The sequence below is a fragment of the Humidesulfovibrio idahonensis genome (genome assembly GCF_054657715.1).
The window spans coordinates 1,903,672-1,917,467 of sequence record NZ_BAAHYE010000003.1 but is presented as its reverse complement, the minus strand read 5'-3'; the positions used below and the strand labels follow the sequence as shown (position 1 = coordinate 1,917,467).

Genomic DNA, 13,796 nt, shown 5'->3' with positions numbered 1-13,796 from the left:
TCACGGCAAGCCGCCTCAGGTGAATTCCGGAAACTTCACCATGCGCTTTTTCATGTTCAGCATCTCGCCGTCCAGGCGGAAGGTGCCGTCGCCGTTGTGGTGCAGGGTCTTGGGCAGGTTGCGGCCGGGGTCGGTGGAGGCCAGCTCGGGCCAGGCGGGATCGAACCAGGCCTGCACGACCTGAAGCACGAAGAGGTTGTACCGCTCCACCAGGGCGTCGTCGGCCACAGTGCACTCCAGGTTGGCGAAGCATTGCGCGATGAGCGGCGCGGCCACCTGCGCGGCGGGCAGCTTCGTCAGCCCGAAGGCCTGGAACTTGTCCACCTTGGCGCCGGTGCAGTTGCCTATGTCGACCACCGTGGGCGCGAACGACGCGGGCGGAATGGCGATGACGCACTGGCGCGTGGAGGCCAGCGCGGCAAAGCTGTGGTTGGCCTCGCTGACGACGCAGGCCAGCAGCGGCGGCGTAAACTCCATCATCATGTGCCAGGACATGGTCATGACGTTGTCGCGGCCTTCGCTCGCCGTGGTCACCAGGACCGTTGGGCCGGGCTCCAGCAATTGGAAGACCTTGGAGAGGGGATATTCCTGCATGACGCCTCCCTGCCGCGCGCGGCGGCGATGCGGTTCACCGGGAATCATGAAGCATGAATCCCCCCGCTGGGCGTGGATGTCAACACGGCGCGAGCCAAGCCCTACCCGTGCCGCTCCCGCAGCATCCGCGCCGCGGCCACGATGCTCTTGAGCTTCTGCGCGGCCACCTCCTCCACGTTGACGCAGCGGTTGGCGAAGCAGCCGAAGCCGCAGTCGGTGTTCAGAAACATCTGCTCCGGCCGGTAGTACGCAAGGGCGGCCTCGGCCTTCTGCACAATGAATTCCGGCGTCTCGGCCTCGGTGGTGCGCGGATTGACCACGCCCAGGCCGATCTCGCGCGGCAGGCCGCCCGTTGCGCCCGTGGGCCCGGTGGCGGTCTCCGTCCCCGGCACCACGCCGGAGAGCGCCCGGCCCACCACGCCGATGTCGCCCGCGCGGGGCGTGGCGTACTCCAGCACGAACTGGCGCACGTGCATGCGCGAAAGCGCCGGCAAAAGCGGAGTGTAGTCGCCGGTCAGAAGCACTTCTTCCTTGGTGCTCCAGTTGCCACGGCAAATGTGCAGGCCAATGCGCGGTCCGGTTTTCCCCGAAGGGTCGAAGATGCCGTCGATGATGCGGTTGATGAGTTCGGCGGCGTACTTGAGTTCTTCACCCGCATCCCGGCGGGTGGCGAGCGTCGCTCACATGAAGGTTCGTCGGCCGCACTCCTGGCTCAGCACGATCTCGGTCAGCACCGGCTCGTCGAACTGCACGAACTCGCACCCGGCCTCGGCAAGGTCGGTGAGCTCCGCGCGCAACAGCTTCACGATGTCGTCGCCGAGCGCGCGCTGGTTCTCGTACACCTTGCCCGTGTACGCGCCCACCCACATGGAGCGGTTCAGCAGGTACGGTCCGGGCAGGGTCATCTTCACCGGCTTGTCCGTGAGGCTTTTGACGAAACGAAAGTCGTTCAGGGCCAAGGGCTCCCGGCGGGAGAGCCGCCCCACGCAGGTGGGGTTGCGGATGGCCGAGGCCGGCACGTCGAGGGTGGTGAGCATCTCCTCGAACCCGCTCTTGTCCTCCACCTCGTCCAGCATCTCGGCCAGGCTCATCAGCCTGGTGCCTTCCACCTTTTCGGTGATGAAGGAGTAGAAATTGTCGCGCCGGTGCTCGCCGTCCACCAGCACGTCGAGCCCGGCGTCCTCCTGAATGGCCACGGTGCGGCGCACCTCTTCGTCGGCCACGGCGTCGAAGTCCGCCCGGCTCATCTTGCCGGTGCGGCGGTCGCGCAGGGCGCGCAGCATGGTCTTGCTGCGGGGCCAGCTGCCCACCTGGGTCGTTTGGAAAAGCGTTTCAGCCATGACTACACCACCGCGAATTTGATGGTCAGGTTGGCGGCCTTTTTCAAGGTCGCGGCAATGGGCGAACGCGCAACGATGGTCTCGAAGGCTTTGCGCGCCGCGTCCTCGTCGTCCATGGTCGAGGCGTAGCACTTCACATCGATCTCGGCGAAGGACGGATCGCCCTCCTCCAGGCCCATGTGGGCCAACACGTTGTGCAGCCTGCCGGTCACGGTCAGCTCGATGTCGTCCACCTCAAGCCCGGCGCGGGCGGCCTCCGTGGCGTAGGCGGTGGCGAGGGACGCCCCGAGCGCGCCGAGCAGGGCCTCCACGGCGCTGGGGTGGGCGTCCTTTTCCTCAAAGCTGGCGGCCTGGCCCAACACCCAGGAAAAATTGCGGCAGTACACCGTGGCCTGCTGGGGGCCGGTTGCGCGGGTGCGCAGACGCCACAGGTACTCCTTGGCCTTGGCCTTGTCCTCGGCCAGGGCGGCCTCCTCGGACTTGGCCTGGGCGGCGTCCTGCGGTGCGCCCCGGCGCACAAAATAGCGCACGCGGCCCTCGCCCGGCAGCCTGCCCAGGTACTGGTGCCCGGCCAGGCGGCACCAGGGCGGCAGGTCGTCGGCCACGGTGGGCTCGCTCGACTGCATTTCCAGCACGCCGCCCACGGGCGCTTGCAACATGTTCTCGCGAATCATGAGCACCAGGCCCGACCCGCAGTCCAGGTCGCCGCCGTCAAACACCACATCCGGGGCGATGCGCGAAAGCTCGGCTTCCGGCAAGGCGCCGCTCTGAGGCTCGGTCATGAACATCTCCTTGCGCAATGAAGACCCCGCCGGGATGCGGCCCTGCGGCCAAACATCCCGGCGGGAAGGGGGCTGCCGGATTTAGTAGGCCACGCAGGGGCTGCCGTTGGCCAGCCACTCCACCAGGGCCGCACCGCCGGCCGGGGTGGCGCCGGGGATGAGGTCCGCCTCGCTCAGGCCGCGTTTTTTCAGGCAGGGGGTGCAGACGTAGATCTTGCCGCCCGCGGCCACGAATTTGCCGATGAGTTCCTTCAAAGGAGCAAAGGGCGCGCCTTCGTTGATCTTCTCGGCCTCGCCCTTGACCGCGCAGTACACGCCGTCGGTGGAGAGGAAGACCATGGTCTCTTTCTCGCTGCCCTGGGCGGCATTGGCCACAACGAAGCCGAGGGTCGCCTTGTCGCCGTCGGTGCGGCAATGGGCGATGGTGACGCAGAAGGTGCCAGCCATTTCAGACTCCTTTCAGTTCGGGTTTATATTCGATGAGATAGAACGGATGCGACTGTTCCAGAAGGGTGTTCCCGGTCATGCGGCACCAGGCCGGAAACTCGATGGGCGCGGCCGCGTCGCGCGAGATCAGAAGCACCTTGGTGCCGGGCGCAACCTGCTTCAAGTACGTGTACAGGTTGATGATGACCCGGCCGCAGGTTTCCTCGCCGCCGTCGAACTCGTCCTCAAACTCCCAGTGGGCCGGGCAATTCTCGTGCATGCTTCTTCTTGCCCCGCCCGGGGCGGGAGGCTGGAGGTTGCGCGGACAGCACCGCTTACGGGACCTGTAGCATGCGGTTTCGTGATAGTAAATATTCCTTTCATCTATGCTACATCACGCGCAACGATACGCCGAACAGCTTGCGCCGAGCAGCTTGCGTGGGGCGCAAAAAAAGGGCCGTCCGGCGAGGGGGTGCCGGGCGGCCCTTCAAGGGGGCGTTATGTTGCGGGGGCGCTAGGCCACGCGGACTTCGCCACCGGCGATTTCACGGCGCACGTCTTCCAGGTCGATGACCACGGGGTCGATCATGTTGTGGCCGCCGCGCTCGCCCCAGGAGTAATCCGTGGCGAAGTGGCCGTCGTAGCGGGCGTCGTCGACGATGTAGAAGCCGTCCTGGTGCAGCAGGCGGTCCCAGCGATGGACGAAGAAGTCGAACTTCTTGGGGTCGAAGTCCTTCACGTCGGTCCAGTGCCACGTCAGGGAGCACACTTCGTCGTCATAGCCCATGAGGGCCAGATAACGGGCCTTGCTGTCCAGGTACATGCGGCGGCGCAACAGCACGGCCGACTCCTTGATGGGCGTGGGGTCGAAGGGCACCTGCTGGCCGTCCAGCGTCACCTCGACCATGGAGTCGTCGCCCAGCTTCATGCCGCAGGTGCAGGTGTTGCCCTTGCGCCACCACTCGAGGTACTTGGACTTATAGATGCCACGGCCTTCCTCGCGGATCTTCTCAGCGGTGGTCTGGGACACGGGATGCAGAGCCAGATCGCAGCAACGGCCGGTGATGGTCAGATTGAGATCCATTGCGAGTCCTCCAATAAGTTAAGTGCCTGTAGAATGGCGGGAATCCAGTCCACTTAAATCGTTCCGCCTGCCCTTCAAGAGCAACTCTCGGGCCAAGTTGATAACCCTTGGGATTACATGTGACTAATCTCACAAGCTCGCCGCGGCCAAAGCCGACGGACGAAATATGCGTCCGTCCTCTTGACCTTCCCGCCGGGGGGAGGCAGATTGGGGCCAAGAAATCCGCATGCCGACAACCGGGGGAAATCACTGTGCATCAAGCGTTGGGCAAGCCCTTTCCCTGCACGTCGCTGTGTTCCTTCATCATGGACTCCGTGGCGGACGGCATTTTCACCGTCGACCGGGACTGGAACATCATCTTCTTCAGCAACAGCGCGGCGGAGATAGTGGGCGTGACGCCCGACAAAGCCGTGGGCCAAAAGTGCTGGGAGGTCTTCCGCACCGAGGGCTGCGCCGAGCATTGCGTCCTGCGCGACTGCATCGACGAGGACCGCAAGATCGTGGGGCGCATCATGCTGGTGGAGCGCGCCGACGGGGTCCAGGTGCCGGTGAGCGTGAGCGCCGCGCCTTTGAAGGACCAGGACGGCAACGTCATCGGCGGGGTGGAGAGCTTCCGCGATCTTTCCGCCGGGCCGGGCAAGCGCGTGGGCGGCAAGCTGCCCAAGGGCTTCTGCTCGCGCGATCCTAATCTTGCGGAGATATTGCGTATTTTGCCGCAGGTGGCGGAGAGCGAAGCCACGGTGCTGCTCCTGGGCGAGTCCGGCACGGGCAAGGAGTTCTTCGCCCGGGCCATTCACGACCTTTCGCCGCGCCACAAGGGCCCGTTCGTCGCCGTCAACTGCGGCGCCCTGCCGGAAAACCTCATGGAATCCGAGCTGTTCGGCTACAAGGCCGGGGCCTTCACCGACGCCCGGCGCGACAAGCCCGGCCGCTTCCAACTGGCCGAGGGCGGCACCATTCTGCTGGACGAGATAGGCGACCTGCCCCTGACCTTGCAGGCCAAAATCCTGCGCGTGCTGCAGGAGCGCGTGTTCGAGCCCCTGGGCAGCGTGGCCGGCGTCGCGGCGGACGTGCGCGTCATCGCCGCCACCAACCGCGACCTGGACCGCATGGTGGCCGAGGGCGGCTTCCGCCAGGACCTCTACTTCCGGCTCAACGTGGTGCGCATGACCCTGCCCCCCCTGCGCGAACGCCGGGGCGACATCCCCCTGCTTGTGGAGCACTGGCTCAAGCGGCACCGCCAGGTGGGCGGCAAGGACATCCAGGGCCTCTCGGTGGAGGCCATGCGCCTTTTGGCCGCGCATCCCTTTCCCGGCAATATCCGCGAGTTGGAGAACATCCTCGAGTATTCGAGCATCCTCTGCCCCGGCGGGCTCATCCAGGTGGAGCACATGCCCGCGGAAGTGCGCGCCTGCGAGCACCTTGGCCCGCTTGCGCCCGCGGTGCTGACCATGGAGGACATCCGCTACCGGGCCGCGGTGGAGGCTGTGGAGCGCAACGGCGGCAACAGAAACGCCGCCTGCCGCGAGCTCGGCATCTCCAAGGACACGCTCCGGCGCATCCTGAACAAGGCCGACGACAGCCCCCTCAGCATCACGAATCAGGCCTGGACGTAAAATACGTCCGCAGTGCGGTAAAAGACGCATTTTTCGTCCGCCGCCGCAATGTGTCAGCCAGCCGACACCACTATTTGCTGTTATTTCGGGACAGAGACCCCATGATTATGGCAGCGGCGCGGCCGCGAGAGGCATGCGCCAGCCGGAGCCGAAGCTGCGCCAGGCGATCTTGATGCCCGGCGCGGCCTGCCTGCGCTTGAACTCCGCGCCCTTCACCAGGCGGCACACCCGGGCCACGGTCGCCGCGTCGAAGCCCAGGGCCTCGATCTCGGCCGCGGTCTTTTCCCGCTCCACATGCAGGGCCAAGATGGCGTCCAGCACGTCATAGGGCGGCAGGGAGTCCTGATCCTTCTGGTCCGGGCGCAGCTCCGCCGAGGGAGCCTTGTCGATGATGGCCTCGGGGATGCAGTGCGGCGCGCTGGCGCTCTTCAAGATATTGATGTGCCGGGCCAGGGCGTAGACCTGGGTCTTGGGCAGGTCGCTTATGACCGCGAAGCCGCCGCTCATGTCGCCGTAGATGGTGCAGTAGCCCACGGCCAGCTCGCTCTTGTTGCCGGTGGTCAGCAGCAGCGCGCCGGTCTTGTTCGAAAGCGCCATGAGCAGGTTGCCCCGGATGCGCGACTGGATGTTCTCCTCGGTGATGTCCGCGCCCTTGCCCGGCGCAAGCGCCGCGAAGCTTTCGGCCAGGGCCGACTCGAACCCCTGCATGAGCGGGCCGATGGGAATGGTGCGCGTGCCGATGCCCAGGTTGCGCGCCAGGGCGACGGAATCGTCCACGCTGCCGCGGCTCGACCACGGCGAGGGCATGAGCACGCCGAGCACGTTCCGCGGCCCCAGGGCCTCGGCCGCCACGGCGGCCACCACGGCGGAGTCGATGCCGCCGGAGAGCCCCAGCAGGGCCTTTTTGAAGCCGCACTTGGAAAGGTAGTCGCGGGTGCCCAGCACCAGGGCGCGCCAGGTCTCGGCCGGGGCGGAAAGATCGTCGACCGGCAGGGTCTGCGGCGCGGCGCCGAAAAGCTCCGCCACCAGCACGTCCGTGCCGAAGCCCGCGGCTCGGGCCAGCATGGTTCCGTCCGGGCCGAAGAACGCGCTGCGGCCGTCGAACACCAGCTCGTCGTTGCCGCCGGCCTGGTTGCAATAGGCCAGGGGCAGGCCGCGCTTTTTGCAGATGGCCGCGAGCATGTCTTGCCTGAGCGCCTGCTTGCGCAGGCTGAAGGGCGAGGCGGAAAGGTTGATGAGGGCCTCGGCCCCGTTGGCCACGGCCGCCTCCACCGGATCCACGGGGTAGAGCCGGTGCGGCCAGTAGTCCTTGTCGTTCCAGAGGTCCTCGCAAATGGTCACCGCCAGGGCGCGGCCCCGGTACTCCACCACGCCGCTGCCGGCCTCGGCCTTGCCGGGCTCGAAGTAGCGCGCCTCGTCGAACACGTCGTAGGTGGGCAAGAGCGATTTGCGGATGGTTCTGCGGATGCAGCCGTTCTCGCACCAGAAGGCCGCGTTGAACAGCGCCTTGCCCTGGCCCGTGCGGTTCTGCTCCGGGCAGCCCAGCACCAGGGCCGGACCCTCCGGATGTTTGGAGAACAGGCGCGCGGCCAGGCGTTCGGCCTCGCCCTGGGCGGCGGCGGCAAAGCCCTGGTACAGCAGCATGTCGCGCGGGGGGTAGCCGGTCAGGGCCAGCTCCGGGGTGACGCAGAGTTCGGCCCCGCGCTCCACGGCGCTGGTGTATGCGGCCTCGATGCGCGCGGCGTTGCCGGGCAGGTCGCCCACCACGGGATTGAGCTGAAGCAGGCCGACACGCATGGGAGCCTCCGTTACGGGCGGGGGGGGGCGGCGTCCGCGCCGCGGCTGGTGACGATCTCGCGCACCTTGAAGGGCATGGCCCCGGAGACCGCGTCGTGGGTGTTCACCAAAACCTCAAGAATCAGCCCCGTGCTCATGAAGCCCAGGGACGACAGATAGAGCAGCACCGCGCCCAAGAACGGCGGCCGGGTGCCCATGTGCTCGCCCAAGAAGAGCTTGCCGTACAACAGCCAGCACATGAGCATGCTGGCGATGAAGAAGAGCCACAGGCTGATGCGGCCGAACAGATAGACGGGCCGCTGCTTGTAGGAGTTCTGGAACCACAGGAGCACGATGTCGAAGAGCACGTCGACGCTGCGGCCGATGCCGTAGTGGCTCTTGCCCGCGAAGCGCGGCGGAGCGCTGGTGGGCACCTCGCACACGGCGCCGCCCTGGCTATACACCAGCGCGGGGATGAGCCTGTGCTGGCCCTCGCGCAGCTTGAGCCCCCGGGCCACCTCGCCCTTGATGCAGGAGAGCCCGCCCATGTCGTGGATGTCGCACTTGCTGGTGGCGCGCATGAGGTAGTTGGCCACAAGGCTGGGGATGCGACGCAGCACGAGGGATTCCTGCCGCCTCTGGCGCATGCCCTTCACCAGGTCGTAGCCCTCGCGGATCTTCTCGATGAGGCCCGGCACTTCCTCGGGCGGATGCTGGAGATCGCCGTCCATGATGACCACGTAGCGGCCGCAGGAATGCTGAATGCCCGCGTAGATGGCGGTGCACTGGCCCCGGTTGCGCGCCAGAAACACGCCCACCAGGTTCGGATCGTTCGCGGAAAGCTCGCGGATGATCTCCGGCGTCTTGTCCGTGCTGCCGTCGTTCACCAGGATGATCTCGTGGCTGACGCCCATGCCGTGGAGCGCGGCGCTCATGCGGCGATGGAACTCGCGCACGCAGAGCTCCTCGTTGTGCATGGGGGTGACGATGCTCACCTCCACGGGGAAGTTGCCTGGTGCGCATTTAGCTGCGGATGCCTGCATGGTTTTCCTTTCGTTGCGTGGAAATGCTTATGTCCGGACTTCCGGCCGGAGCGTCCTGGTCGCGGGGTCGAGCTGGCCGTAGTGGACCAGCCTGGCCTGGGCCTCGCGGAAAACCTCACCCCAGCCCGGGGCGGCCAGGGCGTCGCGCTCGGCGCGCCATTGCCCGCTGATGCGCATGGGGCCGTACTCCGGCGGCAAGGGGCCGTCCGCGTCGCCACCGGCGCCGGAGCCGATGCTCGACGGCGCGCCGGGGTGGCACACCACCTCCAGCACATCGGGCCGCACCCGCTTCATATACGCGGCGAGCCGACTGGGCAACAGGTCCGCGCCCTGGTCGGCCACGCCGAACACGCTGTGCGGATTGGCCACGCCCGCCGCGCCCGGCACCTGGTGCGCCAAGGCGAAGGTGTTCAAAATGCGCGCGCGCAACGCGCCCTTGTCCCAGCGGGAAAACGCCACGCGCTCCACGGGCCGGCGCACCCAGCCGATGCCGAAACGTTTGGCCACGCGGCAGGCGGCCTCGAAAAGCCCCGGCCAGACGTGGATGTGCTTTTCCGAATCCAGGTGCGTGGGCGTGACGCCAAGCTCGAGGGCCCGCTCCACCTGGCGCGTCCACTCGCGCTCCGCGTCCGTGGGGGTGAAGGCGCGGGAGAGGTAGCGCCGGAACAGCGCCACGTAGTCGCCCAGAAACAGGCCGTCGGCCCGCAGCAGGCCGGGAATTTCGTGCGCCGGGCTTTCGGGGCGGCCGCGCAGAATGTTCAGGTGCACGCCCACGCCGATGGAGCCCGCGCTGGTGCTGGAAAGCCTGGCCGCGGCCTTGGCGTCCGGCCCGTTGACGAGCAGTGTGGAAGAGCTGACGCGGGAAAGCCCGGCCAGATCCTCGACCGCGCGGCGCACCGCGGGGTGCAGGCCCAGGTCGTCAACGTTCACAACGACAAACATGGGCGGCATGCTATCCCCTGCCGCCCCGAAGGTAAAGCGAGGCGCAAACCAGGGACACAGAATTTCCTTCGGACCAAGGCGGGCACACACTTTGCGCTACTTTTCACTAGCCAATTCAAGCGGGCTGCGCTAGAATCACTCAAAATTTGCACCACACCGCCGGGCTGGGCCGCCCAGGTGGAGACCCCAAGGAGGAACACCGCATGCTCATCGAGAACTGGATGACAAAGGACGTGATCACCGGCACCCCGGACATGTCCATGATGAAGGCTTCGAAGATCATGAAGGAAAAGAGCATAGGCCGTCTGCCCGTGGTGGACGACAAGGGCGTGCTCCAGGGGCTCGTCTCCGACCGGGACATCAAGGAGGCCTCTCCTTCCAAGGCCACCACGCTGGATATGCATGAGCTGTATTACCTGCTCTCCGAGATAAAGCTGAAGGACATCATGACCAAGAAGGTCGTGACCATCCGCACCGGCGAAACCGTTGAGCGCGCGGCACAGTTGATGCTTGAGCACAACATCGGCGGCATGCCCGTGGTCGACGACGCCAACAAGGTCGTGGGCATGGTGACCGACTCCGACATCTTCAAGGTGCTGGTGCGCATCACCGGCGTCATGGAAGGCGGCGTGCAGATCGGCGTGCGCCTGCCCAACGAGCCGGGCGGCATGGTTCCCGTGCTGGACTACCTGAAGGACAACGGCGCGCGGCTCATGAGCCTGCTCACCTCCTGCGAACCCGCGGAGGTCGGCATGCGCGACGTGTTCATCCGCATCCGCGACATGGACAAGACCGCGCTGAACAAGCTGAAGGCCGGCATGTTCGAAAAGTTCGACATGATCTACTGGGTGTAGCCCAGACAAGGATTTCGGGAAACGAGGGGTTTACCCTTGGGGCCGGGGGGTTGCAGCTCCCGGCCTTTTTTTATTGCTCAGGGCAAATCGGCCTCGCCGCTGATCAGCGCCTCCAGCAAGCGCGCACCCTCTTCCTTGCTCAACTCGCCGTCGCTCTTCTCGCGGATGCCGGGAGCGGCCAGGCAGGCGGCCTCAAACTTCTTTTCAGCCTCTGCAAATGAAAGCTGAAAGGCCCTGGCCAGATACGCGATGTAAACGTCCCGTTTCTTCATGCCTCTTCTACTCCGCCGTCAGGCCGTAGCCCTTCAGCTTCCGGTACAGCGAACTGCGGTCCAGACCTACGGCCTCGGCCAGCTTGGACACGTTGCCGCCGAACTCGCGCAGCTTGGCCTCCAGGAACTTGGCCTCGAACGCGGCGCGGGCCTCCTTCAGGTCCAGCGGCCCGGCCGGAAAGCTGTCGGGGATGAGCAGGTCATCGTCGTCGTCCGCCCCGGCCTGGGCGCTTGCCTCGGCCATGGCGGCGGAACCGGACGGCGCGAAGCCCCCGGCGCCGGTGCCGGCGTTGGACATGGCCAAGGACGCGGGCGCGGCGCCATAGGTCTGTCCAGGCCCGGCGGTGAAGGATGCCTGTGAAGGCGCCAGCGTGGACGCCGATGCAAACGTCTGCGCGGGCGCGGCGGCCGCGCCTTCGCCGCCCTCCGGCAGCACGAAGACCCGGCACTGGGCCAGAATCTCGCGCGGCAGCTTGTCCGGCGTCACCTCGCGGCCATTGGCCATGATCAGCATGCGCTCCACGAAATTCTTCAGCTCGCGCACGTTGCCCGGCCAGGGATACGTGGCCAGCACGGCCAGGGTCTGCGGCGAGAAGCGCGCGCGCTTGCACCCGCCGCGCTTCACCAGCTGGTCCACAAAGTCCTCGATCAGAAGCGGAATGTCGTCGACGCGGTCGCGCAGGGGCGGCACGGTGAGCGGGAACACCTTGAGGCGGTAATAGAGGTCCTCGCGGAAGTTGCCGCTGCGGATCTCCGCGCCCAGGTCCTTGTTCGTGGCGGCGATGACGCGCACGTCGACCACGATGGTCTTGCGGCCGCCCACGTGCTCGAAGCGCTGCTCCTGCAAGATGCGCAGAATCTTCGCCTGGGTCTTCAGGCTCATGTCGCCGATTTCATCGAGGAACAGCGTGCCCTTGTTGGCCAGCTCGAACTTGCCCACCTGGGCCTTGTCCGCGCCGGTGAAGGCGCCCTTCTCGTGGCCGAACAGCTCGCTTTCGATGAGTTCCTCGGGGATGGCCGCGCAGTTGACGGCCACAAGGGGCTGGCCGGCGCGGCGGCTTTGGGCGTGCAGAAGCCGCGCGGCGATCTCCTTGCCGGTGCCGTTTTCGCCGGTGATGAGCACCCAGGCGTCGGTGGGGGCCACCTGGCCGATCATCTCCTTGAGTTCGCGGATGGCCGGGCTTTCGCCCGTGAGCTTGACCTCCTGGTCGGCCAGGGACTGGCGCAGGGCCATGTTCTCCTGCTTGAGGAGCGAGAACTCAAGGGCCTTGTGCGCGGCGAGCAGCACCTTCTCCAGCGAAAGCGGCTTCTCGATGAAGTCGAACGCGCCGTTCTTGAGGGCGGTGACGGCGGTTTCGATGGTGCCGTGGCCGGAAATCATGATGACCGGCAGATCGGGCCGGGTTTCGCGGATGCGCTCCAGCACGCCCAGGCCGTCCTGCCCGGGCAGCCAGATGTCGAGGAACACCAGGTCCACGGCCTCGCCGGAGTCCAGCTGCTCCAGCCCGGCCTCGCCGCTGTCGGCCTCGGCCACGGCAAAGCCCTCGTCCTCCAGAATGCCCTTGAGGGAAAAGCGGATGCCGGACTCGTCGTCCACCACCAAGACGCTGCCGCGTGCGGTCATGCCAAATCCTCCCCGTTCGCGACGGCGGGCTTGGCCGCGCCCGGCTCGTCATCCTCAAAATGGAAGGTCCCGCTCCGCACCAGCTCCAAACAGGCGTCCACGGCCTCGGCGTCGTACAGGGTCGCCCGGCCGGAGCGTATCTCGTCCAGGGCCCTGGGCATGCCCAGCGCCGCGCGGTAGGGCCGGTGCGAGCTCATGGCCTCCACCACATCGGCCACGGCGAGAATGCGCGCCTCGCGGCTGATCTCGCCATCGCGCAGCCCGGCCGGATAGCCGGAGCCGTCCAGCCGCTCGTGGTGCTCCAGCACGGTGCGGGCCACGGGCCAGGGGAAATTCACTTCGCGCAGGATCTCGAACCCCACCTCGGGGTGGCTTTTCATGATGGCCATCTCCATGTGCGACAAACGCGCGGGCTTGGACAAAATCTCCGCCGGAACATAGACCTTGCCCACGTCGTGCAGGGTTCCGGACATTTCAAGCCCCTCCTGCTCGTCTTCCGTAAGGCCCAGGGCCCGGCCAATGGCGCGGGCGAGCTTGGCCACGCGCTGCTGATGCCCCGCGGTGTACGGGTCGCGCTTTTCGGCCATGCTGGCCAGGGCGCGCACGGTTTGATGAAACGTGCTGCGCAGCTCGGCCATGCTGGCGCGCAGCCCGGCCTCGGCGCGCTTGCGCAGGGCCACGTCGCGCAGCACCAGCACGCGCCCCTGCAACACGCCCGGGGCGCCATCCTTGCCGGGTCCCAAAAGCGCCGAGACGGAAACCGCCACAGGCACCTCGGCCCCTTCCAGGGTCGTCAGCAGCATGTCGTCGCACAGGGCATGACCATCGTCGGCGGCGGAGCAAAGCTCCTCCAGGCCCTCCACGGGTTCGCGGCTCGACTCGTGGAGGATGCTGAACAGCCCGGCCCACTTCTGGCCCACGCCGTGCTTCACCGCAATGCCCAAAAGCCGGGAGGCGGCGGCGTTCATGTACGTCACCACGCCGTCCTTGTCCGTGGAGAGCACGGCTTCGGTCAGGCCGCCCAAGGTGGTGGCCAGCAGGCGTTCGTTCTGCTTCAGGCGCGTGTCGGCCTCAAACTTCACCAGGGCCATCTCTATGGCCAGGGAAAGCTCGTGGTCCTCAAAGGGTTTGGCGAGATATCCGGCCGGGCCGGTCTGCTTGGCGCGGTCCAGGGTGGCCGCGTCGCTCATGGCCGTCAGGTAGATCACCGGCAGGTTGTGGCGCAGAATCAGCTCGCCCGCCGTGTCGATGCCGTCCTTGGGGCCGGAGAGCAGCACGTCCATGAGCACGAGGTCCGGCCGGGCGGAAGCGGCCAGGCGCAGGGCCTCGGCACCCGTGGCGGCGTGCCCCGCCACCTCGAAGCCCAGCCGCGAAAGCCGGGTCTGGATGTCCAGGGCCACAATGGCCTCGTCCTCCACCACCAGAATTCTGCCTTTGCTCATG

General features: G+C 66.7%; 14 protein-coding genes. 2 read left to right on the top strand and 12 right to left on the bottom strand.

The features are described 5' to 3' along the window. Positions 1 to 15 precede the first annotated feature (15 nt). The 6 genes from ACYQ4W_RS14820 to ACYQ4W_RS14795 form a co-directional block, all read right to left on the bottom strand. Entirely contained in the window at positions 16 to 594 is a 579-nt protein-coding gene (locus tag ACYQ4W_RS14820) for a flavin reductase family protein (RefSeq protein WP_459858162.1), read from the bottom strand. A gap of 101 nt (positions 595 to 695) precedes the next feature. After that, positions 696 to 1,934, bottom strand: coding sequence for a vitamin-B12 independent methionine synthase (locus tag ACYQ4W_RS14815; protein WP_459858160.1), 1,239 nt, complete (start codon positions 1,932 to 1,934; stop codon positions 696 to 698). A gap of 2 nt (positions 1,935 to 1,936) precedes the next feature. Then, a complete protein-coding gene (locus tag ACYQ4W_RS14810) occupies positions 1,937 to 2,716 on the bottom strand; it encodes a sulfurtransferase TusA family protein (RefSeq protein WP_459858158.1) in 780 nt (259 codons plus the stop codon). Positions 2,717 to 2,797: 81 nt separating this feature from the next. Next, positions 2,798 to 3,163, bottom strand: a complete 366-nt coding sequence (locus tag ACYQ4W_RS14805; RefSeq protein ID WP_459858156.1) for a DsrE family protein — start codon at positions 3,161 to 3,163, stop codon at positions 2,798 to 2,800. A 1-nt stretch (position 3,164) separates the two neighbouring features. After that, positions 3,165 to 3,422 carry a sulfurtransferase TusA family protein gene (locus ACYQ4W_RS14800; protein WP_459858154.1) on the bottom strand — a complete coding sequence of 86 codons (258 nt, stop codon included), beginning with the start codon at positions 3,420 to 3,422 and terminating at the stop codon, positions 3,165 to 3,167. 234 nt (positions 3,423 to 3,656) lie between these two features. Beyond that, positions 3,657 to 4,226 (bottom strand): hypothetical protein, encoded by a 570-nt coding sequence (locus ACYQ4W_RS14795; protein WP_459858152.1) that lies wholly within the window; start codon positions 4,224 to 4,226, stop codon positions 3,657 to 3,659. A 251-nt stretch (positions 4,227 to 4,477) separates the two neighbouring features. On the opposite strand from ACYQ4W_RS14795, the gene ACYQ4W_RS14790 reads away from it, so the two are divergent. Continuing rightward, a complete protein-coding gene (locus tag ACYQ4W_RS14790; protein ID WP_459858150.1) occupies positions 4,478 to 5,842 on the top strand; it encodes a sigma-54 interaction domain-containing protein in 1,365 nt (454 codons plus the stop codon). A gap of 105 nt (positions 5,843 to 5,947) precedes the next feature. Here ACYQ4W_RS14790 and ACYQ4W_RS14785 read toward each other — a convergent pair whose 3' ends face one another. The 3 genes from ACYQ4W_RS14785 to ACYQ4W_RS14775 are packed head-to-tail and all read right to left on the bottom strand — an operon-like array spanning position 5,948 to position 9,612. Continuing rightward, positions 5,948 to 7,639 carry an NAD+ synthase gene (locus tag ACYQ4W_RS14785; protein ID WP_459858147.1) on the bottom strand — a complete coding sequence of 564 codons (1,692 nt, stop codon included), beginning with the start codon at positions 7,637 to 7,639 and terminating at the stop codon, positions 5,948 to 5,950. An 11-nt stretch (positions 7,640 to 7,650) separates the two neighbouring features. Next, positions 7,651 to 8,661, bottom strand: coding sequence for a glycosyltransferase family 2 protein (locus ACYQ4W_RS14780; protein ID WP_459858145.1), 1,011 nt, complete (start codon positions 8,659 to 8,661; stop codon positions 7,651 to 7,653). Between the two features lie 27 nt (positions 8,662 to 8,688). Further along, positions 8,689 to 9,612 (bottom strand): ChbG/HpnK family deacetylase, encoded by a 924-nt coding sequence (locus ACYQ4W_RS14775; protein WP_459858143.1) that lies wholly within the window; start codon positions 9,610 to 9,612, stop codon positions 8,689 to 8,691. A gap of 194 nt (positions 9,613 to 9,806) precedes the next feature. Between ACYQ4W_RS14775 and ACYQ4W_RS14770 the strand changes: the two genes are divergently transcribed. Next, positions 9,807 to 10,457 (top strand): CBS and ACT domain-containing protein, encoded by a 651-nt coding sequence (locus ACYQ4W_RS14770; protein ID WP_459858141.1) that lies wholly within the window; start codon positions 9,807 to 9,809, stop codon positions 10,455 to 10,457. Between the two features lie 77 nt (positions 10,458 to 10,534). Here ACYQ4W_RS14770 and ACYQ4W_RS14765 read toward each other — a convergent pair whose 3' ends face one another. Genes ACYQ4W_RS14765 through ACYQ4W_RS14755 form a run of 3 tightly spaced genes read right to left on the bottom strand, consistent with a single transcriptional unit; the run spans position 10,535 to position 13,795 of the window. After that, positions 10,535 to 10,729 (bottom strand): hypothetical protein, encoded by a 195-nt coding sequence (locus ACYQ4W_RS14765; RefSeq protein ID WP_459858138.1) that lies wholly within the window; start codon positions 10,727 to 10,729, stop codon positions 10,535 to 10,537. A gap of 7 nt (positions 10,730 to 10,736) precedes the next feature. Further along, a complete protein-coding gene (locus ACYQ4W_RS14760) occupies positions 10,737 to 12,353 on the bottom strand; it encodes a sigma-54-dependent transcriptional regulator (RefSeq protein WP_459858135.1) in 1,617 nt (538 codons plus the stop codon). Continuing rightward, positions 12,350 to 13,795, bottom strand: a complete 1,446-nt coding sequence (locus ACYQ4W_RS14755) for an HD domain-containing phosphohydrolase (RefSeq protein ID WP_459858133.1) — start codon at positions 13,793 to 13,795, stop codon at positions 12,350 to 12,352. Before ACYQ4W_RS14755 ends, ACYQ4W_RS14760 begins: the two co-directional genes overlap by 4 nt. Position 13,796 lies beyond the last annotated feature (1 nt).